At 48.4% G+C, this 21,979-nt stretch carries 18 protein-coding genes; 4 read left to right on the plus strand and 14 right to left on the minus strand.

What is annotated here, in order from left to right; translation table 11 throughout:
• Window positions 1-112: 112 nt before the first annotated feature.
• The 7 genes from CWM47_RS26770 to CWM47_RS26795 all read right to left on the minus strand — a co-directional run bounded on the left by CWM47_RS26770 (window position 113) and on the right by CWM47_RS26795 (window position 8,419).
• Window positions 113-1,114: a Hint domain-containing protein gene (locus CWM47_RS26770; RefSeq protein ID WP_100991621.1), complete on the minus strand. Its 1,002-nt coding sequence runs from the start codon at window positions 1,112-1,114 to the stop codon at window positions 113-115.
• Window positions 1,077-1,250, minus strand: coding sequence for a hypothetical protein (locus CWM47_RS38825; RefSeq protein WP_170069388.1), 174 nt, complete (start codon window positions 1,248-1,250; stop codon window positions 1,077-1,079). The genes CWM47_RS26770 and CWM47_RS38825 overlap by 38 nt, the downstream gene beginning before the upstream one ends.
• A complete protein-coding gene (locus tag CWM47_RS26775) occupies window positions 1,250-2,824 on the minus strand; it encodes a flavin monoamine oxidase family protein (RefSeq protein ID WP_100991623.1) in 1,575 nt (524 codons plus the stop codon). The genes CWM47_RS38825 and CWM47_RS26775 overlap by 1 nt, the downstream gene beginning before the upstream one ends.
• Before the next feature lie 96 nt (window positions 2,825-2,920).
• Window positions 2,921-4,093, minus strand: coding sequence for a pyridoxal phosphate-dependent aminotransferase (locus CWM47_RS26780; RefSeq protein WP_100991625.1), 1,173 nt, complete (start codon window positions 4,091-4,093; stop codon window positions 2,921-2,923).
• A gap of 354 nt (window positions 4,094-4,447) precedes the next feature.
• The gene (locus CWM47_RS26785) at window positions 4,448-4,903 is read right to left on the minus strand and encodes a hypothetical protein (RefSeq protein WP_100991627.1); all 456 of its coding nucleotides are present in this window, start codon (window positions 4,901-4,903) and stop codon (window positions 4,448-4,450) included.
• Between the two features lie 159 nt (window positions 4,904-5,062).
• The gene (locus tag CWM47_RS26790) at window positions 5,063-7,054 is read right to left on the minus strand and encodes a S9 family peptidase (protein ID WP_100991629.1); all 1,992 of its coding nucleotides are present in this window, start codon (window positions 7,052-7,054) and stop codon (window positions 5,063-5,065) included.
• A gap of 96 nt (window positions 7,055-7,150) precedes the next feature.
• Entirely contained in the window at window positions 7,151-8,419 is a 1,269-nt protein-coding gene (locus tag CWM47_RS26795; protein WP_100991631.1) for an aminotransferase class V-fold PLP-dependent enzyme, read from the minus strand.
• A gap of 419 nt (window positions 8,420-8,838) precedes the next feature.
• On the opposite strand from CWM47_RS26795, the gene CWM47_RS26800 reads away from it, so the two are divergent.
• On the plus strand, window positions 8,839-9,522 hold the full coding sequence (locus CWM47_RS26800; protein WP_240625486.1) for a response regulator: 684 nt from the start codon (window positions 8,839-8,841) through the stop codon (window positions 9,520-9,522).
• 34 nt (window positions 9,523-9,556) lie between these two features.
• The gene (locus CWM47_RS26805; RefSeq protein ID WP_100991633.1) at window positions 9,557-9,907 is read left to right on the plus strand and encodes a hypothetical protein; all 351 of its coding nucleotides are present in this window, start codon (window positions 9,557-9,559) and stop codon (window positions 9,905-9,907) included.
• Window positions 9,908-9,925: 18 nt separating this feature from the next.
• Here CWM47_RS26805 and CWM47_RS26810 read toward each other — a convergent pair whose 3' ends face one another.
• Window positions 9,926-11,866, minus strand: coding sequence for a tetratricopeptide repeat-containing sensor histidine kinase (locus CWM47_RS26810; protein ID WP_100991635.1), 1,941 nt, complete (start codon window positions 11,864-11,866; stop codon window positions 9,926-9,928).
• Window positions 11,867-12,148: 282 nt separating this feature from the next.
• Between CWM47_RS26810 and CWM47_RS26815 the strand changes: the two genes are divergently transcribed.
• Together CWM47_RS26815 and CWM47_RS26820 are read left to right on the plus strand one after the other, a co-directional pair.
• The gene (locus CWM47_RS26815; protein WP_100991637.1) at window positions 12,149-13,579 is read left to right on the plus strand and encodes a Dyp-type peroxidase; all 1,431 of its coding nucleotides are present in this window, start codon (window positions 12,149-12,151) and stop codon (window positions 13,577-13,579) included.
• Between the two features lie 4 nt (window positions 13,580-13,583).
• Window positions 13,584-14,978 carry a hypothetical protein gene (locus CWM47_RS26820; RefSeq protein WP_157816067.1) on the plus strand — a complete coding sequence of 465 codons (1,395 nt, stop codon included), beginning with the start codon at window positions 13,584-13,586 and terminating at the stop codon, window positions 14,976-14,978.
• 192 nt (window positions 14,979-15,170) lie between these two features.
• Here CWM47_RS26820 and CWM47_RS26825 read toward each other — a convergent pair whose 3' ends face one another.
• The 6 genes from CWM47_RS26825 to CWM47_RS26850 all read right to left on the minus strand — a co-directional run bounded on the left by CWM47_RS26825 (window position 15,171) and on the right by CWM47_RS26850 (window position 21,945).
• The gene (locus tag CWM47_RS26825) at window positions 15,171-16,556 is read right to left on the minus strand and encodes a M28 family metallopeptidase (RefSeq protein WP_100991641.1); all 1,386 of its coding nucleotides are present in this window, start codon (window positions 16,554-16,556) and stop codon (window positions 15,171-15,173) included.
• A 132-nt stretch (window positions 16,557-16,688) separates the two neighbouring features.
• Window positions 16,689-17,252, minus strand: coding sequence for a toxin-antitoxin system YwqK family antitoxin (locus CWM47_RS26830; RefSeq protein ID WP_100991643.1), 564 nt, complete (start codon window positions 17,250-17,252; stop codon window positions 16,689-16,691).
• A gap of 9 nt (window positions 17,253-17,261) precedes the next feature.
• A complete protein-coding gene (locus CWM47_RS26835) occupies window positions 17,262-18,725 on the minus strand; it encodes a multicopper oxidase family protein (RefSeq protein WP_100991645.1) in 1,464 nt (487 codons plus the stop codon).
• 168 nt (window positions 18,726-18,893) lie between these two features.
• Window positions 18,894-19,436 carry a hypothetical protein gene (locus CWM47_RS26840; protein WP_100991647.1) on the minus strand — a complete coding sequence of 181 codons (543 nt, stop codon included), beginning with the start codon at window positions 19,434-19,436 and terminating at the stop codon, window positions 18,894-18,896.
• A gap of 98 nt (window positions 19,437-19,534) precedes the next feature.
• Window positions 19,535-21,553 (minus strand): plastocyanin/azurin family copper-binding protein, encoded by a 2,019-nt coding sequence (locus CWM47_RS26845; RefSeq protein WP_100991649.1) that lies wholly within the window; start codon window positions 21,551-21,553, stop codon window positions 19,535-19,537.
• Between the two features lie 53 nt (window positions 21,554-21,606).
• Complete coding sequence (locus tag CWM47_RS26850) at window positions 21,607-21,945, minus strand: tRNA-binding protein (protein WP_100991651.1); 339 nt, start codon at window positions 21,943-21,945, stop codon at window positions 21,607-21,609.
• Window positions 21,946-21,979 lie beyond the last annotated feature (34 nt).

Consider the following 21,979-nt stretch of genomic DNA (forward strand, 5'->3'; position numbering starts at 1 on the left):
TTGTACCAAACAGCCTCTGGCTGTTTGAGTGTTAAGACGATGACCAACTTACTGGCAATTTGTCTTCCACTCAAACAGCCAGAGGCTGTTTACTACTTAGCTATTTATTAAATTACTTATCCAATACGACCGTTTCTCCAATCAGGTAAGCGCCGGATTCGGTAGCCAGATTGTACACCGTCTTCACTGACCGGATGGCCGATTCTGTTCGAACTACTTTATACCCAACAGTGCTATTTGTTGCGGCATCATACCGGTACAGCACCTCGCCCGCTTTTACGTCGCCCAATGCCTTGCGGCCGCTGGCGGTGAGAACGGGATGATTAGCCGTTGCTTCCAGTAAGATGGGTGCCCCAGGCAGGCCACGCACATCAGCGGTGAGTTCGTTGGTCGAAGTCAGCCAAACGCCAGCTAGTGAGAAATCACCAACGTGGGTATCTATTTTTGTGACACGTGTTGGCGTAAGCGATTTCGTTTTAGCATCATAACCAAGCACAACGTCGCCGGTCGTTACAGCACTGATGGCTTTTGACGAACCATCGGCCAGGGTCACAGGGGCATCGGCAGCGAAGCAGAAATTGTATTCTTCTTTTTTCTTCGCGCCACCCTCTTCAGTCTTGCCCGCGCCACCCGACAGCAAACCGGCCATCTCGCGTGATAGTACGAAGGTTAACGTCGACATCAGGCCGGGCTCTTTTTCACCAACGTATTTCAAGTCGTCGATGTAAGCGTCCCATGCTTTGCGGTCGGCCGAAGCACCGGGAATAACGAACGGTTTTATCTCGCCCGATTTTTCGTTTTTATAAATTGCCAGCAAGCCAAGCTCCTTAGTGTCTTCTACGGTGAATACCTTGTACAGGTAAATTTTGCGGGTAATGCCGTCTGTGTAGTTAAAGACATAGGCCGGGCGCTCTTCGTAGCGATCCAGGATAAAGCCGCCCGATTTAAAATAGGTGTCTTTATCGAGGTTAGCGACTTTAATGGTTTTGATGGCTTTGAGTTGCTCAACGGTCATGGATGTCGAGGTTGTCTGCGCCCAAACACGCTGACTAATTAACTGCGTTGCCACAGCGCAACTAAAGAAAATGAGAATTGATAGCAGGTTGTTTTTCATAGTATTTTTTTGTCATGCTGGAACGCCAGCCCGGTGCCGAAGGAAGCATCTTCATCGGTAGTAAAAATATGTCATGCTCGAAGATGCTTCCTTCGGCACCGGGTTGGCGCTCCAGCATGACAAAAGTAAAAACCATTATTTCTTGGTGTACTCTCCCACTCGGGCATGGAGTGCTTCAACCGTTCGGCGGGCCGACGTGAAAGCACCGGCCATCCAGGCGGTCAGGTAGGTTGTGTGTTCTCCCGCAAAATAGATGTTGCCATCCGGCTCAAGCAGGGTAGGGTAGTACTTTTTACGGGTGTTGTCGTCATACGTAGCCCAGCCACCTCCGCTGTAGGGCGTGCGATGCCAGGCCAGTGAGAACGAATTCTCAAACTCTGCCGGATACTGGGGGTGAATTTTGCTCCCCTGCGCCAGTGCCATTTTTTCGCGCTCTGCAACGGGCAAGGCACCCACGGCTTCGGCCCGGCTGTAGAAATTGTAATAGCCGATCAAAACACCTTTTTTGCCCTGCAAACCAAACGACGGATACCAGATCTGGTTGATGTCGAGATTCGTGCGCGAAATACCGCCGTAAATACCATCGTCTTCTTCCCAGAAACGCCGTTTAAATTGGAGGCCAATTTTACCGGTTTTCATATAGGGCACAAAGTCAGCGGCTCGCTTTACTGTTCCCGACAAGTCGGATTCCAGATTCTTCAGCATGGGCAACGGCAAAGTACAAACGCAGAATTCACCTGTTATTTCGACGGGTTTGCCATCTTTCTGATACACAACCCGAACGCCGTTTTCAGTCTTGCGGAGTTCGCTGACAGGCGCATTGAACATGATTTTCCCGCCTAATTTCTTCTCCAGTGCTTTCGGGATGGCATCCATACCACCCACCGGTTGCAACAGCGTTGATTGCTGCTCATAGGCATAATCCCCAACGTTGTAAAAAACGGGTTGCATAAAGCCTGAGCGCAGTAAATCAGTTAAACCGTAAGGGTCGGTCAGGGAGCCGGGTGCATGACCTGCACCTGGGTGGCTTTTATCTTTATATCCTCGTCGGTTGGTGCCTTTGTACAGGTGCGCCGTATTCAGATCACCTTCGTTTTTGAGGAAGTCGATCAGTTTCTCAACATCTTCTTTCGTTAGCTGCTGATCCAGCGACGACTGGTCGAGGGCTTTAGCGAGCAACTCGGCCGTATAGCCGCGCATATCATGATGGTAATCGCTGATTCGCATGCGCCGATTTGCCAGATCGCCTTTCCCTCCATCGTTATACAGGTAAGCCGACTCGTTGGAGCCGTTGAAGATTTCGAGCGGAACACCCAGCTCACGGCAATAATGCAGGGTTATTTGGTGATGGTGCGGAATTCTGGCCGCTCCACCGTTAAAATAAAGGCCATTTTCAAATGAACAGGTTTGGGGGGTGCCGCCGTTTAATTCGGTTTCTTTGGTGCCGCCCCGAACTGTCCAAACGCGACCGCCTGAGCGAGAGCGGGCTTCCAGTACTGTGCAGTCATACCCTAATTTTTCAAGTTCATAAGCAGTGGTCAATCCCGCCAGACCCGCCCCTAAGACAATGACTTTTCGCCCTTTACCATCGCTTTTTTGCCCGTTGGCGGGTAAGTCGAGCGCCGATGCGGGTGCTGGTTGTACCATTCCCCACGCCAACAGGCTGGCATAACTCGCACTGGTTGAATTAATAAAGTCTCTTCGTGTCATTCCTTTTCAGTAATAGGAGCGAGGAGTCAGGAGCGAGAATAAGAACCTGCCTCAGCAATACTCCTACCTACTCGCTCCTCGCTCCTAACTCCTTTTTTATCCTACTACTTTTTTAAATCCATCAATGAACATGGCCATTTCGTCCATGGTACCAACGCTTACCCGGCAATAGGGTTGTCCGTTGAAATCACGCGTTTGGATGCCAATGCCCTGAGCAAACATCTGGTTGCTAAAGGCACCCGTTTTCATACGAATCGGGAACAGGATGAAATTGGTATACGATGGAATGACCTCGTAGCCCATGTTCGTCAGGGCTTTGGTCGTGTAGTCGCGCGCTTTGGCGTTTTCGGTCCGGCAGTGATCCTGCCAGGCAATGTCCTTATAGCTGGCAATACCGGCCATAAGGGTCGTAATGCTCACATCACCTTCGGCACCGATGTACTGATGCAGGGTTTTCAGCATTTCGGGCTGAGCCATCGCATAGCCTAACCGAAGACCGGCAAAGCCGTGAATTTTAGAGAACGTACGGGCCTGAATGATATTCAATCCTTCGGCTACCAGCTTACCCAGCATTGGGCGGTCGGCAGGCGTCAGGAAGTCGATATAGGCTTCGTCGAGGAAGACCGGCACTTTTGGGGCCACCTCCCGGCAGAACGCTTCGAGTTCGGCAGGCGACAGAATCGTACCGGTTGGGTTATTGGGATTCACGATGTACACCAGTTTCACATCGGGGGTGAGAGCGGCTTTCAGCGCAGGTAAATCGAATTTGAAGTCTTTCGTTAACGGAATTGGCTTGATGGTAGCGCCAAATTTGGTTGTTTTATCGAGCAGGTCATCATAGGTTGGGCGGCAGGTAAGGATCGTACCTCCTCCCTTTGCAAAATGCTCAGCCGCAGCCAGCAGAATATCCGACGAACCCGGCGACATCAGGATGTTCTGCGGCTTTACTCCTTCGTTGTCGCTGATCATCTTCTTCAACGGACCGAATTCTGTCCACGCATAGCGATTGCCAATTTCAGTTGCCTTCATAATGGCATCTTTTGCGCTTTGCGAGATGCCCAGCGGATTTTCGTTGGCAAGCAGGCGCACCTTTAACTTGGACATTTTCTCGAATGGATCGTCCATGAAGGCGAACTCATTGGAAAAGCCAGAGGCTAAAGGGGCATTAGGCGTGCTGGCTTCAGCAGGGGTAAACCGGCTCAAACCGAGACCAGCAGTTAGAAGACCGCTGGCGCGAAGCCAGTCCCGGCGAGTTAGTTGTGACGACATGAGTGCAGGTTTTTGTACTTATCTAGGATAAAATAAAAGTAAAACTAAATCTAACTCCTTAGTAGATAGGGTTTTGTGAAAGTACGAATAATGTTAACAAAAAAGGCGTTTTCTGATTGAAAAAACCTTTAAAATATTTTGCTCAATTTGTAATAGTCAAAATTTATATGACAAAAATGCGATATTTGCCAAATAAAAAATCAATTTTCTGCTCGCTGTTAATTGCTGGTGATTCATTTAGGGAGCGGTCATCACGTTAGAACCATGTCTTAACCAGCAGCGCACAAAAAAGCCAATGCAGGGCATTGGCTTTTTTGCTAATCAGTTAGCTTTACCTAACAATATAATTTGATATTATTTCCGATAAATCAATTGAAGCTGTCCAGCAGCCGTTGCGGTGGTTGATACCGGAAGAGTATAACTAACAGGCTTGCTTGCAGCTAATTCTTCAATGTTTTTATTTTTCGAATAAGTAAAAGTGCCCTCATCCCCAACATCATACTTTAATGTAAGGGTGTTGTTTGAAAAATCCCATGTTCCGGCAGCATCTTCAACCGTAACACTCTTATAGTTTTCATTAAATGTATTATCCGAGTAAATATCTATGGTTGACCCATATGATTCAAAATAATACAGATCTAATGCGGCTCCATTAATATTTGCTGTTGTAGGAAAACCACTTAACAGCCCTCTATTTAATTCCCAACGGCCTACAACGGCTGGAACTGGTACCGGATCACTGGTTTTATTACAGGAAGTTAGCCCCAAAAAAGAGACCATCAGGCAGATCACATATACAGAGTGCTTCATAAACAATTGATTTTCAATAAAGTCAGAACAAATAAGAAACAAGTGAGTGTAAACTACAAAAAAAACAATTAACGCAATATACCTGGTACGCTAAAAACACACTTATTGATGCAATGAGTGTACATCGCGGGTCATTTTATAGAAAAGAATGAGTTAACGCTATAGCGTCTTTGACTTCAAATACTTATCGAACCACTGCAAATACCGGTCAACGCGATCTTTCTGGTAACTTGGTACCGAGATGCCGTGAAACTGGCCGGGGTAAATTATCAACTGGGTGGGTATACCCAGCGACCGGAGCGCCTGGAACATTTGCTCGCTGCCCGCGGTAGGAACATTGAAGTCCTTCTCGCCCGCCATAAAGAGGGTTGGCGTTTTGATGCGGTCGGCCTTAAGGAACGGGTACGATAGTTTCAGCCATTTATCCGTGTTCTTCCAGGGCGCTCCCAGTTCGGTTTCGTACTGATTGGTGTATTGGTCAATACCGTACATCGACAGTTGCAGGGAGCTGCCGGCCCCGCTGGCTGCGGCTTTAAACCGGGTGTCGGTAGCGATGGTGTAGTTGGTCAAAATGCCACCGTAACTCCAGCCGCCAATGCCCAGCCGGTCAGGATCGGCGATGCCTTTCTCAACGAGATAGTCGGTAGCACCTAATATATCCAGTACTTCTTTGTTACCCCAATCGGCATAAATTGCTTTGGTGTAGTCGAGTCCCCGGCCATTGCTGCCCCGGTAATTAACCGCCACCACCGCATAGCCGCCAGCGGCCAGCAGTTGCCGGGTTATATCAAACGAAAACTCATCCTGCGCGACAGGCCCGCCGTGAATGAAGAAAATGGTGGGCAGTTTTTTGTTAGCTGGTGCATTGGCCGGTTTGAATAGCAGGTTCGATACCTGGGCACCATCTTTGCTTTTCGACGTAAACCCTTCTACTGTAGCCAGTTCAAGCGGAGCCAGAAAGTCGTCGTGCGTATGCGTCAGCCGACGGGTTGTTCCGTTTTCGAGGGCGTATAATTCGCCGGGTGTTTGGGGCTCGCTCATCAGCGTCAGCCAACTGCCGCTTGCTACAGGTTCCAGATCTCCAAATGCCCGATTCCCGGTGGCTACTTTTGTGAATTTACCATCGAGCGTATACTGACCAACGTAAGCCTGACGGTCGTCCTGCACCAGCACTCCAATCATTTGGCCATCTTTGGTCCAGCGTGGGTTCCGAACAGGCCGATCCAGTGCTTTTGATAATAAGGTCGGCTCGCCACCATCCCGGCCAATAACGGCCAGTACGGGCTGGTCGTACATCAGGAAGTTACCCGACGCCGTTGAGCGGGTGTAGGCAATTCGTTTGCCATCGGGACTCCATTCCGGGTTGTTGTCGGCACCGGCCCAGGTGGTCAACTGCTTCATTTTTGCGCCCGATTTCGTGTCGATGACGTAAATGTCGGTATTCTGATTCCGGTCGGGGTCTTCGGTGCGGTTACTCACAAAAGCAAGCTGCAACCCATCCGGCGACCAGACCGGCGAACTTTCGTCATATAGACCCGTTGTCAGGGTGTCCAGCTTTTTTGAGGCCACATCGTATACGTATAAATGCACGGAGCCTTTTTCCAGATACCCTTTTACATCGGCCTTAAAATGGTAACGATCCAGTACATACGGCTTCCTGACTTTGGTTTTGGCCGAGTCGGCATAGTCGGGGTCACGAAGCGCCATTGCTATCTTTTTGCCATCTGGTGACCAGACGTATTCTTCCAGATCAGTTTTTAGATCGGTGAGCTTTTTGGCTTCACCGCCCCGGCGGTCCATCAGCCAGATTTGCCCTTTTGTAGCGCCCTGCCGCGACGAGATGAACGACAGGTATTTACCATCCGGACTAAAACGGGCTCTCGATTCGGCATCGGGGCTATTGGTGATCTGAACGGATTCCTTACCGTCCCAACTTACCATCCAGACGTCGGAGTTGCGTTTGTCTTTCGTTGTATCGACGGTCGATATGCCATAGGCAATCCATTTACCATCGGGCGAAACCTGCGGGTCGCTAATGGATTGCAGCCGGTAAATATCTTTTGAGTTGATAGGACGCTTTTTCACTGGCGTTTGCGCCAGGCCGGCAAGCGTTGAGAGGATGAGAAAGGAGAGGAGAATCGAGCGGTTCATAGGCTAATTAATTGAGTTTTTGAAGAGTGTACCTACGGGCTTTAGCCCGTGACTTTTGTTATTACGTATGTTACGGGCTAAAGCCCGTAGGTACGGTTACCCCGCCAGTTCGTTCAATGCCTTCACGAAAACGTCTAATTCAGCGGTGGTCGTGTACACATGAGGGGTTACACGCACACCCTGCACCGGGGGCGAATCAATAGCAACGGTAAATACTTTGTAGTTGTCGAACAGGAGTTTAGCCAGTTCGGCGGGAGTTTTTCCGGCTACGCCAACGTTGGCAATAGCACAGGAACGGGCGGGGTCTTCGGGAGTATTGAGTATGATTTTCGGGTTGTGCCGTACCTGATCTGTCCAGTAGCGTTGCAGGTAGCGCAGCCGGGCTTCTTTTCGCGCAATGCCAATACGTTCGTGGAATTTGATGGCGTCCTGAATGGCGAGGTCGGTAGCTACGGGATGTGTGCCGGTATGATTGAGTTTTCGAATGTCATTATCAGGTACGCTGCTGTCGGCAAACATGGGCCAAATTCCCGCAATCTTGTCTTTACGTACGTATAAAATACCCGCACCCAGCGGTGTACCCAGCCATTTGTGCAGGCTGCTGGCATAATAATCACAGCCGCCGAGGTCATCCAGTTTAAAATCCAATTGTGCAAACGCATGAGCACCATCCACCAGGACTTCAACACCATGTTTATGGGCCATCTCGGTAATCTGGCGAATGGGCAGAATCTGGCCGGTGATGTTGACCATGTGGCAAACCATCAACAGCCTGGTTTTGGGCGTTATGGCTTTTTCATATAGACTTACAATCTCTGCATCGGATTTAGGATGGTTGGGAAGCGAAAGTGTCCGGTTCACAACTCCATGCCGCCGGGCCTGAAGCTTGAACATGTCCTGCATGGCGCCGTAATCCTGCTGCGCCATAATTGTCTCGTCGCCCGGTTTCCAGGTCAATCCCCCAATAACCGTATCCAGCGATTCGGTGGTGTTTCGGGTAATGATGAGTTCATTGGTGGAGCAGCCCAGTAGTTTAGCCAGTTGGGTTTGCGATTCCCGTTTATCGTCGAACTGACGCGTCCTCATATAATAGGACGACACCGAGTTTATCTGCTGAATATGCTTCAGATAGCCATCCATCACGGGCTGAGCGGCCAGTGAGTAGTAGCCGTTTTCGAGCTGGATAAAATCAGTTGTAACTGGGTACATCGCCCGAATATCCGCCCAGAAATTCTCCTGTCGCGCTAATGTTACTGCTGGAATATGCGCCACGTTTGCCAGCGTCTCGTCCAGACCTCCCCAGGTCGACAAGGCGGCTGTACCAACGATGGATTTCAGGAATTGTCGCTTGGAGAGATTGGTCATGGGATGCAAAGGGTTTAGCTGCTGACTGGTTACGGCAAGTGCCTTTCTGATACTTTTTTGTCGAAATTAATGAAATATGCCTGACTGTCTACGGAGCATCTTATTTTACTGATTGTTACGGTCTTTATTGGCTAGTCGTTTATGTATGTTCAATGTATACTTGTGTAGGCGGCAATATCCTTAAATCATAGGATACAAAATCATTGGAATTCGGGATAGTTAGGCAATAGGTATGTCAAGACCTTTGCTACTGTTATTCGTCCACACTATAGACCTTTGTGCTTACTCAGCAAAGCCGGTCAGCGTATCGGCTTTGCTGTTGTGGGCTATTTAACGTATCGGTCTAAAATCAAACTAGTGGTCTGGTTAATTACCAGTAACACAGTACTGATTTGCATTGGATTGATTTTTAGTTATTTATGTATCAGATTGCAAAAGATTTATCGTTGATTGCCACGCCCATGCGTATTCTTGTCGCCGAAGACCACCGAATGATCCTGGACAGTTTAGCGTTGCTTCTGTCCAGTATCGACGGCATTGAGGTGGTGTCGAAACACACTAACGGTCGGCAGGTGTTGACAGCTCTGGAAATTGAACCGGATATAGCCGTTGTGGTTTCTGATCTGCAAATGCCCGTGATGGGAGGCATTGAGCTGACGATTAAACTTCGCGAACGTTTTCCGCATGTGAAAATCTGTTTGCTAACTGTAGAGGATAAACCCGACACCATAAAGGAGGCCATACGTGCCGGGGCTGATGGCTATGTACTGAAAAGTGCCGAACGCGCCGAACTGGAGACAGCCCTGCACATGATTGTTAAAGGAAATAAATTTTACAGCGAACAGGTGATGATGCAGTTGGCCCACGAAACCGGCATCGAATTAATTCCCGATGCTGGGAAGCCACAAAAAATAACCATTTCGAAGCGAGAACTGGATGTGTTGACGCTAATTGCTCAGGAATTTTCGGGAACGCAGATCGCGGAAAAGCTATTCATCAGCCCCACCACCGTTGAAACCCACCGTAAACACCTGATGCAAAAGTTAGGCGTTCAGACCACGATCGGCCTAGTAAAGTATGCGATAAAATTTCAGATTATTTAATCCAATCAGTTCACGTTTAATCCTCACTCAAATCATGGAATCAGGCACCCGGATACCATTTGAAGACTTTAAGTACCTTACTTTTACAGGTTATGCAGAAATTAGTGTTAATGCCGACGGTAGGTTAACCATTGTGCTCTTTGATGAAAAACGCACACCCATCAATGCAGAAAACCCCCTGGTTATTTCTGAACAACCGCTCAAGCTTGTCAATATGGAATTGCTTGCGGCCTTCACAAAAGACTCGTTTGACCTCAATAAAGAAACTATTCTGAAGATGGATCCAGCTATAAACGAACTGGAGAAGGCTGAGGTGCCAACGCGTAAAGAAATGCCAGACATGAACCCCATTCATCCACCAACAAAAGGCGGAGGGGGAAATTAAATTCACTCATTCAATACTCTAATCCCCATTGAATCGAACCGTTTCAATGGGGATTTTTATAAGGATTCGGGTTCCTTTTTCGGCTGACAATACTGTAGTTAATATTCCACCCAAAGAGTCTAGTCGGGCTTGAATGTTTTGCAGACCAATGCCGGGCTTATTCGGATTATGGCCCATTCCTATACCATCGTCAATAACCGATAAATTAATTCCTGTATCGGTTCTGAACAGGCTAATTCCCACTGTAGTAGCTCTGGCATGTTTGATGGTATTGTTTATCAGTTCAAGCACAATACTGTAGACATTAAATTCAATTTCAACAGGTAGCCGCTCCTGTAAGCCTGTTATTGTGAGTGAAAACTGCAACGGTGAATTTTGATTTAGCTGGCCTACCAGCGTGGTCAGTGTAGTGGCGAGTCCTTCCCGGTCAAGTTCAGCCGGTAAAATATTATGCGAAATGTTCCGTACTTCGGCATACGCGTTTTGAATAAGCTGCCGAACATTTCGATAGACGGATTGCTCCGGTTCCGACAGATTTTGTGGATTAATTGCCTGAATGCTCATATTCACGGCACTAAGCAGGCTGCTCAGGTTGTCGTGCAGTTCGAGAGCCACTCGTTTGCGTTCAATCGTTTGCCCCTTGAAGAGTGCTCCTTTTATCTCCTCATTTTTCTGGATCAGTTCGCGGTTAGCCTTTACGAGGTCTTTAGTACGGTCGTCTACCCGTATTTCCAGGGTTCTATTAATGTCGGCAAGTTGTTTACGGGCGCTTTCCAGTAAGGCTCGCTGCTGGTTAATTTCTACGTTTTTGGCTTGCAGCCGTCTATTGTTCCAAAAAAGCAGCAAGGCAAGGAGCAGGGTAGCTGCTATACCCAGAAAAAGCCCATTACGTGTCTGGGCCAGTTGCTGATACTTATTTTTTTGGGCCAGCAGTGCATTTGTTTTCTGCACATTGTCATACTGGGCTTGTAACGTTTCAATACGTTGCTGGTTCTTGTCTTTCGAGAGGCTATCTCTCAGAAAGACAAAACGTTCGTGAGCCTCCAACGCTTTGTCTGGCTGACTTGTCTGCTTGAAAATTTTATAAAGTTTTTCGTCGGCTTCCGCTACGATACTACTGTTTTTTACCTGTATAGCCATTTGTTTCGCCTGCATACAATACGCCAATGCCTGTTTCCATTGATGCTGCCGGGCATACAAATCAGTGGTGTTCAGGAGAATATTTCCTTCCAGCTCAATACTCCCTGTTTTGCGGGCTAGAACAAGAGCCTTTTTGTGGTAATCAAGCGCTTTGGGTAGATCGCCCATGTCTTTATATACCAGGCCAATGGCATGCAAACCATGGGCTTCATACCACACGTTATGTTTAGATTGAGCCAGATTGTACATAGTCTGATTGATCTTGAGCGCATTCAGTAGTTGACTCTGTTCGCGGTAGATAACGCCCAGCACATTCAAGATCGACAGTTGAATTACTGCATCAGGATAGTGGCTAAGAACGGCCAAGCCCTGTTTGCAAAGTTTTGTTGCCCGTGCATATTCTTTAAGGCTGGTGTATGCATGCGCCAAAGCTCCATGTGATGCCGCTATTCGGGTGTGCATCTTTAGTTTTTCTGCCAGCGGGAGGGCCTTGTAGTGAAATCGGATACTTTGATGATAGTCTCCTCTTATCTGGTAGAGGTAGCCTGCATACTGATACGCATAGACAAGCTCTTTTTGCAATCCTGAACCTTTACAAAGCCCGATCATCAGGGTGTTGTAATGCATGGATGAATCTACGTTTACATCCGAATAAGCCCGCATTACGGCTTTCAACGTCTGGTAGCGCAGGGTATCGCGGGCATATCCGCTCGGGTTTTTATCCAGAAGCACCAGTTCCCGTTTCAGGCTGTCGATTTGAGTTGACTGGGAGAGCCCGGTATGGGCAAGCAAGCACAAAAAAAGTAGCAATTTTTTCATGAGCGTGCGGATTTTAGATAAACTTACATACTCTGACTTTATTTCCCAACGATTGCAATATCCTTAAATTATAGGATGCAAAATCGTCATAATCAGGGATTTGTGCGTGAAGATAGACAATAGACCTTTGTGGTGTTCAATCGGTTTTATCGAATTTCATTCGGCGTTCCGATTCTATCCACACTTAACGCTATTCACTTGCCTATCCAATCACCCATGCTATGAAAACCAGTATTCCTCTTCGCACTTTCAGTATTCCAGTCACTCATTAATCCCTATTCCATGTTAAATACATTCGACCTCCGAAACCGGGAACTACTTGACGGTATTCAGGGAAATATTCTCAAAGCACATGGCCGTCACCATACGGCTAATCTGTTCATCCACTGCGATGATGGTAGGCAAGCTGAGGCTAAGGCCTGGCTCAAAAGTCTGGTTGATCCAGACGATGGTATTATTCGCTCAGGATATGTACAACTACGCAGCAATGTGCTTTGGAAAGAAGCAAACGTAGACACGGGACTTTTTGCCTGTGTCCACATTAGCGCGGTTGGCTATGACTATCTGTTCGGCGAAAACGCACGCCTTAATTTTTCTGATTCTTCTTTTCAAAATGGAATGAAAAATGCTGAGCTGAACGACCCGGCAATTGTCGATTGGGAAGAAGGCTTGCGGGCAGATAACCATTTTATGCTGTTACTGGCCAACGCAGACACTGACGCACTAATGGCATTGATTGAAGAAATCGAACAGGATATTTTACTATTTGGCCGCATCAACAAAATCGAAAGAGGGGATGCTTTGCTTAATAGAGAGGGTGCGGGTCTCGAACATTTTGGGTATGTCGATGGTGTATCGCAACCCTTATTCTTCGACGATGAATGGGAGGAGTACAAAGCCCAGAATAATATTCGAAATGATACTGAGATTCAGTTCGATTCTCGGGCTGAGTTAGATCTGGTGTTAATCAATGATCCTTTTGGAGCGGGTGATCCAAATGCGTTTGGAAGCTATTTTGTCTTCCGAAAACTAGGTCAGGATGTTAGAGGCTTCAAGACTGCGGAGCAAGTTCTTGCTGACGAATTAAATCTGGTTGGTGAAGATCGGGAACGAGCCGGTGCTATGCTTGTCGGGCGATTTGAAGACGGAACACCCGTTCAGCTTAGTGATGAAGCGGGGATAATCCATAGTGCTGTGACCAACAACTTCGACTATGATATCGACATTCCGTCCAAATGCCCGTATCACGCACACATCCGCAAATCAAATCCACGTTCGAGTATGCCCACAGGGTTTGGCGGTGTACAGGAAGCTAAGAGGCACATCATAGCCCGGCGTGGCATTCCGTTTGGCGAACGGCAAGACGACCCCAACGACGGGCAACTCGACAATAAGCCAGTGCTTGCTGATGGCGTAGGGCTGTTGTTCATGAGCTATCAGGCCAGCATTATCAATCAGTTCGAGTTTATTCAGAAAAATTGGGTAAACAACTCCAGTTTTCCTCATCTCGACCTTTCTGTTCCCGATGGTTTAGATCCTGTTATTGGACAGGGAATGCCAAGGGAAGCGGGAGCTTTTCCAGCCAGATACGGTAATCCATTAACGCTGACCCGCGCAGGTTTCGACCAGTTCGTACACATGAAAGGTGGCGAATATTTCTTTGCGCCAAGCATGAATTTTTTGAAGACTGTCGACACCATCCTAATTGCATAAGACAATGAAAAAATTACTCGTTCCTCTTTTGATTTGCTCGATGTATGAACTACGGGCACAAATAATTACTTTTGATTATGCTTCGAAATCTTACACACCCGATCTGGAGTCTGTAAGTCAAAATTCATCTATCAGTTATCGGATTATTAATATCAATACATTCACTAAAAAAGTATTAGTGAACGGTACTCTTTTTAGTCTGAACACGGATATGCCAACTGAGTTTTCTACGTTGTTCAGAATAAAAATGGATAATGTAGACGATAAATTAAAGGATGCACAACAGCAGGTAGATAAAATGGTAGAAGTCGCCGACGAAGCTAAGAAAAATGCGAAAAGTGCAGACGCGATAATAACACCAAACGTTGCTAAAAAGGAATCTAAAGCATTAATTGCTACAGCTGCTCAGGAAGCTGATAACTTGGTTGTTAAATGTCAGAACTTCTACAGCGAGGCTGAAAAAATTAAAGATGCATTAGCTTTTCAAAAAAAACTGACTGAAACTATAACTGATGAGCATTTTGATAATGAAACATCTATGAAAAAAGCCTTAGATGTCAGAGGGATAAATCCTGGAACTATTGAGGCATTGAAAGCTACCCTTGGAAATTTCAAAGATGCTTATAGAAAAGTATACTGGCAATACGGAGTGACGGCTAATGCAGCATCTGATGTAGATGCAGATGGCCATGAAGCAAAAATAAAAAATGCTCAGGAGCAAATTCAAAATGACTATGAAGCTCTGTTAAAACAGTACGAAGAAACCTTGGCCAGTATTGATGATTTATTTTTAAAAGCGGTAACTTCTGCTAATTATATTTTCACATCAGAAAACCCGGTTTTCGTAGAAGAAGGTACCGATGAAATGGAGTTTAAAATTCAGGTAGGAAATATCAAAGATGACTTTAGTAAAATTAATCCCTTCAAAAAAATAATTAAAGTTGAAGGAGGTATGAAAATAGATTATAGCGTAGGGCTTGCGTTTAAATCTATCTCAGATAATCAATACTTTTTTGATGCTGATAATAAACTCCAGAAAGCCAATAGTACGAAGACTCTTACACCAGGGATTGCACCTATGATGCATTTGTATAAAAGGACTCGTAACAATGTCGGATGGGGCGGGATGTTCGGTATAAATGCTGATTTTAAACAGTTAACCGATATTAATCTGGGCTTTCTTGCAGGTGCTTCCGTTATTTTAGGAAGGTCGCAAAAGGCAATTATCTCAACAGGTATAAGTTATTCACAGGTAAGCCGCCTGAAAGAGAGTCAATACAAAATCGGTGATGCCTATGTTGATACTAAACCCGAAGACGTTACCGAGCGAGTGTTAAAACCTTCCTGGTTCGTTTCCTTTTCTTTAAGCATTGCTAAACGTACAGTTCTAAAGCCTTAATTAAGAAGCTTCTGATTGTTGGACTGTATCCCTCTTCCGTAAAGTTTGTCCAGACAACACACACATACGGGGAGGAAGCGGCCATCCAAAAAATATAATCCAGATTTTGTTGCAAACTGCGCACATATAAGATGCTTAGATTAGAGCGATTGGTATTCTAACATTGAATACCAATCGCTCTAATCTAAGCATCTACCGCAAATTCGGCACTGGTAGTACCGGTAAACTTTCGTTGCCATCTTCACTCACGGCCTGTACAGCGAAGTAGTAGTTGTCTTTCGAATAGGGGAGGGTCATGCCCAGTTTGGTCGTGAAGAACTTCTTCTGCCAGAACGGCCAGTAGGTTTCGCGCATTAGTACATAATACCCTTTCACCTTGCCAGCCGTTGGGGCCTGCCAGTATAGAACCGTTGCGTTGGTGAGGTTCCGTACATCGACGGTCACTTTTTGCGGTACTACCGGCGCTTTTGCCAGATTGGCGAGCGTAGCCAGGTTGATCGCGGTGTTTTTGCGGAGGTACTCGAAGTCCATGAACTTCGGATAATCGCCGAATTCAGTACCGTTTTCGGTGCGCAGATCCTGGTGCTGGTGTTCGTAGTTCTCGTTCATCTCGGTTAGGCGAACGGCCGCAAATCCACGCTGAACATAAGGCGTATGATCACCCCCACGCAGGTAGCGGTCGTTGCGATACACCATCACGACTTCCAGATTTTCGACATAACGCTCACCCACTTCTTTCAGGTAGCGGGCCAGGGTGCGAGCTTTGCCGTCATTTTCGTTGCCAAATCGCTGAATCTGCCCAATACGACCCGTTGTGTCTTTCAACAGGTTGGAGGGCAGTCCCTCACTAAACACACGGATGCGGGTATTGTCGATGATGCGTGTGTCGCTGCTGTTGTTACTGCCCATAATATCATTGTTGAGCACTGCTTCGAGGTTCCATTTTTCCTTAATAGCCCGTTCAGACAGGTGTTCTGCACCCAACAAGCCTTGTTCTTCGCCCGTCAGGGTAACGAAGATGACCGTAGCTGGAAACGACGATTTGCTCATGACCCGGCAAAGCTCAATAACGGCAGCCGTACCCGAACCATCGTCGTTGGCACCCGGCGCATCGGATTCACGGTTCATGACATTCGTAACGCGGCTGTCCATGTGGCCCTGCACAATGAAAACGCGGGTATCGGTAGGGTCGGTGCCTTTAAGGGTAGCCATCACGTTGCCCATGTTGGCGGGTTTATCAACGCGCTTCCCATCGGGCTGGAGCGTCCAGGTATCGAGGGTGGCCGTCATTCGCCCACCCGACTGTTTCGCGTATTGATTGAATTTGCCCAGAATCCACTGCCGGGCGGCTCCAAGGCCTTTTTTGCCAACCTGAGCGGAGGCATCGGCCGGAACACTCAGCGTATGGCGAGTACCAAAACTAACGAGTCCATTGATGTGCGCCCGCAGGCTATCGGCGGAAATTTGGCTGACAAGATCTGTGATTTGAGGGTCGCGATTGACAATCGTTTGGGCGTTGAGTAAGGGCGAAAGGAGAAGGAACGCAATAAAAAGAAGACGTGACGAATTTGTTTGCATGAGTTTGCTGATTGAAGTAGCGAAACTACTAAAAAAGCGCAAACCTGCCTAGTTTGCGCTTTTTAGACTTCTCAGTGCCAATGAATATTTTGCCAACGAGCAATCAGGCCAAATAAGCTTACAGGTGCTCGGCTAGTGCATAACGGGCAGGCAACTTTTAAATGCAATAAGACCATATGCCCGTTTATTGCGGATTGTGTAGTTGGAAACCAGTTGGCCTTCTTTGTTCCACACTTGCTGGGGACCATCCTGTTCACCAAGCGTGAAGCGGCTTTCTTCCCGTTTCGTTCCGTCTGGAAAAAAGACGAGCTGTGGGCCATGATATTGGTCGTAGCGGTAGTGGAATACGTACCGAAGATGTCCGTTAGGCCACCACTGTTTGAACAAACCTTCCTTTTTGCCATCGACAAATCGGCGTTCCAGCAGTGTCTCGCCCGTATTGTACCAGCCTTTTGCCAGTCCGTTCTCCTGCCCATCCAGAATGGGCAAGCGGTATACGATTAGGCCGTCTTTCTCTTTCTCGACCATATAACCCGAAAATACCGTCCCTTTATAATACCAGCCGCTATCGGTTTTTTGCAGCAGTGGGTCATAATTGACGACCTCAACGGTCGGAGGAGTTCGGTATCTGTTCAGGAAGAGAAACAGGCAGGCACTGAACGAAAGCAGTAGACCGGTAAGCAGCCATTTTTTCATAAGGGCGCTTTATTGAGTAACCAGAAACTGCCCCATCATGCCCCCGTCTTCGTGGTTCGAAAAGTGGCAGTGGTACATAAAAGCGTTGGTACTGCTGGCAAAGTCATCGAATTTGGCAATGACCGAGACACTTTCGCCAACGGGTACATAAACGGTGTCTTTCCAGCCCGATTCGTGCGTACCCACTGCACCCGAACTTCTCGAAATAATCTTAAACTGAATGTCGTGTATATGAAAGGAATGACCGAAAATGTTGTTGTTGGTAATCGTCCATTTCTCAATGGCATTCAGCTTGATGGTCTGGTTGATTTTTGTTTCGCCATAGAGATTGTTATCGAACGAAAAAGCGGTTGTGCCCTGCCCACCCGTAATCGTGATTGTCCGGCTGTTGGTCACGTCGGCATTTGTCCAGTAGGTGTTTGTGGTCAGTTTCGCCGAAAGGGCCGTGATACCGGTTGGCGTAGCGGCCTTCACGTTGACATGCAGCACTGAAAAATCCTTGTTGTTTAACAAACTCCCAAAATTTCCACTTGTGTTGGGCTCACCACCGGGAAAACCAAAGGCCTGCCCCGAGTTGTACGCCATCAGGTCCAGGCTTGCCCCATCGGCATCGGTGCCGAGGTTAACCAGGATTTCAACGCGTTCGCCGACCATCATTTTTACCCGTGTTACCGGCACCGGTGTATCCAGCAGACCCCCGTCGTTGGTAATAATATAAAACGTTCGGTTGTCGCTGAAACCGAGGTTATACCCGCGCTCAATTTCGGCGTTGAGGATGCGCAGGCGCACAAATTGTTTGGGTAGACTTACCTGTGCACTCGATGTGCCGTTGGTAAGCTGGTAATCGCCATAAGCACGGTCTGAGATGTCAAATGCATTAGTCGACGTGTAGTTTCGGCTGGTCAGGATGAGCGGGATATCATCTTCGCCATAGGTCCGGGGCAGGGCCAGCGCCGATTCAACGGGGTCTTTAATAATGATCAGGCCACCGGCACCATAGTTCAGTTGTTCTTTTGTTTTTTCGTGCAGGTGTGGATGGTACCAGTAGGTACCCGCGTTGTTCTTTACCTCAAATGAAGGAGACCAGGTTGTGCTGGCGTCGATCATCTGGTGGGGACCGCCATCCATAACCGCCGGAATGTGGAAGCCGTGCCAGTGCGTAGTGGTTGCTTCCGCTAAGTTGTTGGTCACGTTCAGCTTAACCAGATCACCCTTATTCATGATCAGGGTAGGGCCCCAGAAGGTCGTGTTATTGTAACTGTACGTATTGGTTGCTGAACCCGTTCGAAGTTGCTTGGTAGATTTGGCCAGCGTCAGGTTAAACGTAGTGCCCGTGAGGGTAGGCGGAATCCAGAGATCGTTGTAAGTCGATGTACCCGTTGGCGTTGGCGTTACTGTTGTATCATTCTGCTCGCTACAACTGATGACAAACAGGAAACCCAGGAGTACGGTAAGTGCACGTATTTTTTGCATGGTCGGTCGGTAAAAATGAATGGTTGACAGTAGCGTTACCACTACCTATATTCAGATTAGACGACATGCCTTTGGTTATTCCTATGCTGCTGATCGTTTTTTCGACAAGAGAATAATCTGGAAACGGATTCTGTCCAACGGAAGTGGAATAGGGACCGACTCACAGAATTATTTATAGTTAAAACCCCAAGACACCCCTACACCCGCAGCCAGCTGTCCCGTTAGCGGAACCGGTGAAAAGGATATGCCCACCCGGGGCTGACGAAGTAGTTGATTATACCTTGTTACGGCTTTATTGATCTGCGCGTTTCCGATGATCGAAAGCGTTAGCGAGGCTGCAATGGAGCCACCATACACCGTCCAGTAGGTGCCTCCGGTTCGATTGCTGCTCAGTAAAATGTAAGCCAGAGGCACCAGCGCCGTCAGCCGACTCAGGGTGGTTACGGTACGGAATGTCTGAAACCGATGGGATACATCGGGGTCGTTAAGTTCATAAAACGGAACTTCCAGCGAATACGGCGATGATAGCTTTTTGCCGCCGTAAAAATACACGCTGCCAAGTGACGACGACCCATACGCCCGCTCAATAGGTAACAGATGCGCCGGAATAGGAACGCTTCGGTAATGGGACGTATCATCGTCGCGTTGGCGCTGGGCATTGGCCAATTGACAGATAACGAGTAGTAGAATGAGCAATAAAACTGTTCGCATAGGGATAGAACGATAAAAAGCGCATAGGGGTGGGTGCAGGTTGTAAAAACAATGACGCTCCCATTGAAAGCGCCATTAGTTAAGGGTAAACGGTAACCTTACTTTACCACCTTCAGCGTACCCTGCATCAGTGACGAGTGGCCGGGGAAAGAACACACGAACTGATAATCACCCGGCTCGGTGGGCGCCAGGAAATAGATACTTTCCGAGCTTTCGGGCTGGAGAATATTGGTGTGATACAGTACGTTGGGCGTGGCCGGTACATAGTTCATTTTCGGGCCGTTGAGGTTGAGCCGTAAGGCGGCATCTCCCACGGCATTAGCCGCACCGGGTTTCGTGATAACGAAATTGTGCAGCATGTCGTCGTTGTTGTTAAAAACTAGCTTGATACGGCTGCCCGCTTTTACCTCCAGCCTGTCGGTGTCAAATTTCAGACCGGGTTTGGTGCCTATTGTCAGCGTTTGGTCGGGCCCGTTGGTCCAGTCGGCAGGCATGGCTACCGTCCGTTTGGCATTGACCGATTTTACGTTTCGGCTGGTTGTGGCTGCCGCTTTCTTTTCGGTCGCCATCATCTCCGCATGGTCGTGTTTGGCCATAGCCACCGCCCGCGCCGGGAGCGTCAGTTTCTCGCCCGGCGCAATGGCATTGAGGGTATAGTAACCAACCGAGTGCAGCAAAGGCACTCCCGACGCCGACCGGACGCCCTCGGCCTTTACTTCATGAATGTAGCCTTCACGCAGAACGGTATCGGCAACGATGCGGGCACTCAGGCCATCTGGCGCAACGACAATACCCCGAATGGGCACCGGGCGCGTATTTTCGATGGGGCTTCCGTAGGTTTTGTGGTATTTATAGGTGAAGCTGTTGAGGCTGTAACTTTCGGGATTTTCGGCCGTTTTCCGGTCGACGGGGGTGGTGAAGGTGACGTCGAAGCCATCGGGTTTGGAGGTGATCGTTTTCATCTCGAAGGGCGTTTTGCCCGTCCAGACCAACCGCTGTATACCGTAGGGGTCTTTGCCCGTTGCGGCCCAGCCCCGGCTCGTCATGCCCACAAACAGCGAGCCATCCTGCCCCCAAACAGTCCGGATAATGCCCGACTGGAATCCTTCGCGGAAAGGGAAACAGGCTCCCTGCCACTCACCGTTGACTTTTTCAAGCGCTACCCGCATAATTTTGCTATGCCCCTGATCGCCCACGAACAATTGCCCGGCAAACGGACCGAAAGCGCCATTGGTCGTATCTTCCTTAAAGTCGGAGGTCGAAATACCCATAAGCGTATGCGGAAACCAAACGGCGGGCACTTTCAGCTCTTTAACGGTTTTCGCTACCTCAAACATTGGTTTGCCGGTGCTAGGCACATCTTGCGGCTTTAGCGACAAGGGAGAACCCGGCTCGCCTGACCAGCGCAAACCCGCCGGATTACCCGCAAAAGCTCCTTTGGTCAGGTTCGTCATCCGGCCAGAGCCAACCCAGTCGCCCTGGTTTTCGGTATAGAAAATACTGCCATCGCGCAGAACGCCGAAGCCAGCCGGTGAGCGAAGACCCGTTGCCCAGGGCGTCATCTCCCCATTTTCGGTTAGCTTGAGCATCCAGCCGCGCCACTTGGACAGACTTGCCCCATACCCGATCCAGCTTAGGTTGAGCGTAATGATCATGTCGCCATCGGGCAGCAGCACCGGGCCGTAACTGTATTCGTGGTAATTGCCCGAGATTGGCCATTTGTAAAATGACCGGTATTCATCGGCCACGTCGTCGCCATCATTATCAATCAGCTTCGTGACTTCGCCCCGTTGCGTACAGAGTAAATAACCTTTCGGATGCCACATCAGGCCCAGCGGTTCGTGAAGCCCCGACGCAAACTTTTTATAAGTTGGTATGCGGCTTCCCTGCATGTAGGGATTACTGATAATCCAGACTTCGCCCCGGCGCGTACAGACCGCCATCCGTCCATCGGGCAGGGGCGCCAGACCACCTACTTCCAGCTTGATGCTTTCCGGAATTGGCAGGGTTACAATTCGGTAATAGTCTTCTTCCGTAGCCGGGCGCTGGGCCAGGGCGAAAGAGAGGGGAAATAAAAGAGCGAGTAAAAGACCGGGTATGGTCAGTGATTTTTTCATAGTCTGATTAATTTCAGGACGTAATAGATTGTCAGGGCGAGACGCTGAATCGGTCAGGCAATTCTCATCCCATTCTGCGTTGGTCGTTCGGTTTGGAGCAGGGTTACGGTACCATCGTCGGTCACGGCACCCAGCACCAGGCATTCGCTCATAAACGTGGCAATTTGCTTGGGCGGGAAATTGACTACTGCCACCACCTGTTTACCAACCAGTTCCTCCGCCTGATACAATTTGGTGAGCTGTGCCGATGTCCGTTTGGTCCCCAACTCGCCAAAGTCGATGGTTAGCTTATAGGCTGGTTTGCGAGCCTTTGGAAACGCTTCGACAGCCATAACAGTGCCGGTGCGAATCTCTACTTTTTCAAAATCGGTCCAGGTAATTGGCTCATTCATGGTATGTACTGGCGAATAGGTAGGGATTGGGGTG

Origin of the sequence: Spirosoma pollinicola (assembly GCF_002831565.1) — a bacterium.
Classification (GTDB): domain Bacteria; phylum Bacteroidota; class Bacteroidia; order Cytophagales; family Spirosomataceae; genus Spirosoma; species Spirosoma pollinicola.

What these genes read in the sequence shown, in the direction of transcription:
- CWM47_RS26770 (WP_100991621.1), bottom strand. Translation starts at nt 1,114, where the DNA reads ATGAAAAACAACCTGCTATCAATTCTCATTTTCTTTAGTTGCGCTGTG.
- CWM47_RS38825 (WP_170069388.1), bottom strand. Translation starts at nt 1,250, where the DNA reads ATGGTTTTTACTTTTGTCATGCTGGAGCGCCAACCCGGTGCCGAAGGA.
- CWM47_RS26775 (WP_100991623.1), bottom strand. Translation starts at nt 2,824, where the DNA reads ATGACACGAAGAGACTTTATTAATTCAACCAGTGCGAGTTATGCCAGC.
- CWM47_RS26780 (WP_100991625.1), bottom strand. Translation starts at nt 4,093, where the DNA reads ATGTCGTCACAACTAACTCGCCGGGACTGGCTTCGCGCCAGCGGTCTT.
- CWM47_RS26785 (WP_100991627.1), bottom strand. Translation starts at nt 4,903, where the DNA reads ATGAAGCACTCTGTATATGTGATCTGCCTGATGGTCTCTTTTTTGGGG.
- CWM47_RS26790 (WP_100991629.1), bottom strand. Translation starts at nt 7,054, where the DNA reads ATGAACCGCTCGATTCTCCTCTCCTTTCTCATCCTCTCAACGCTTGCC.
- CWM47_RS26795 (WP_100991631.1), bottom strand. Translation starts at nt 8,419, where the DNA reads ATGACCAATCTCTCCAAGCGACAATTCCTGAAATCCATCGTTGGTACA.
- CWM47_RS26800 (WP_240625486.1), top strand. Translation starts at nt 8,839, where the DNA reads ATGTATCAGATTGCAAAAGATTTATCGTTGATTGCCACGCCCATGCGT.
- CWM47_RS26805 (WP_100991633.1), top strand. Translation starts at nt 9,557, where the DNA reads ATGGAATCAGGCACCCGGATACCATTTGAAGACTTTAAGTACCTTACT.
- CWM47_RS26810 (WP_100991635.1), bottom strand. Translation starts at nt 11,866, where the DNA reads ATGAAAAAATTGCTACTTTTTTTGTGCTTGCTTGCCCATACCGGGCTC.
- CWM47_RS26815 (WP_100991637.1), top strand. Translation starts at nt 12,149, where the DNA reads ATGTTAAATACATTCGACCTCCGAAACCGGGAACTACTTGACGGTATT.
- CWM47_RS26820 (WP_157816067.1), top strand. Translation starts at nt 13,584, where the DNA reads ATGAAAAAATTACTCGTTCCTCTTTTGATTTGCTCGATGTATGAACTA.
- CWM47_RS26825 (WP_100991641.1), bottom strand. Translation starts at nt 16,556, where the DNA reads ATGCAAACAAATTCGTCACGTCTTCTTTTTATTGCGTTCCTTCTCCTT.
- CWM47_RS26830 (WP_100991643.1), bottom strand. Translation starts at nt 17,252, where the DNA reads ATGAAAAAATGGCTGCTTACCGGTCTACTGCTTTCGTTCAGTGCCTGC.
- CWM47_RS26835 (WP_100991645.1), bottom strand. Translation starts at nt 18,725, where the DNA reads ATGCAAAAAATACGTGCACTTACCGTACTCCTGGGTTTCCTGTTTGTC.
- CWM47_RS26840 (WP_100991647.1), bottom strand. Translation starts at nt 19,436, where the DNA reads ATGCGAACAGTTTTATTGCTCATTCTACTACTCGTTATCTGTCAATTG.
- CWM47_RS26845 (WP_100991649.1), bottom strand. Translation starts at nt 21,553, where the DNA reads ATGAAAAAATCACTGACCATACCCGGTCTTTTACTCGCTCTTTTATTT.
- CWM47_RS26850 (WP_100991651.1), bottom strand. Translation starts at nt 21,945, where the DNA reads ATGAATGAGCCAATTACCTGGACCGATTTTGAAAAAGTAGAGATTCGC.